1 pseudogene is annotated in these 371 nt (G+C 51.5%); it reads right to left on the reverse strand.

Annotated elements, in window-relative coordinates:
- A pseudogene (locus tag FH871_RS35170) lies at positions 1-371 on the reverse strand (Asp-tRNA(Asn)/Glu-tRNA(Gln) amidotransferase GatCAB subunit B); the annotation flags it as partial.

A 371-nucleotide genomic window follows, 5' to 3' on the forward strand; every position in this document is an offset into this window, starting at 1 on the left:
GGGTTTCTTGGCGAATGACCCCACCAGACCGCAGAATTTTGGCCTGACGTTCGACTTCGTATTCCAAGCCCTTGCGGACATTGCTAAAGGAGTTGAGGTTCTTGAGCTCGGTCTTGGTCCCGAATTCCTCTTGACCATAAGGCCGCAGGGAGATATTGGCATCAACCCGCATGGAGCCTTCTTCCATCTTAACATCGGAAATGCCGGTGTATTGAATGATTTCTTTGAGGGTTGTCAGGTAGGCATAAGCCTCTTCGGGCGAACGCATATCGGCCTCAGAAACAATCTCAATCAAAGGCACGCCCTGCCGGTTGAGGTCCACATAGGAATAGCCATCGTCCGCATGGGTATTCTTACCGGCATCTTCTTCC

The sequence above is a fragment of the Larkinella sp. C7 genome (assembly GCF_006149005.1).
In the GTDB taxonomy this organism is placed as follows: Bacteria; Bacteroidota; Bacteroidia; order Cytophagales; family Spirosomataceae; genus Larkinella.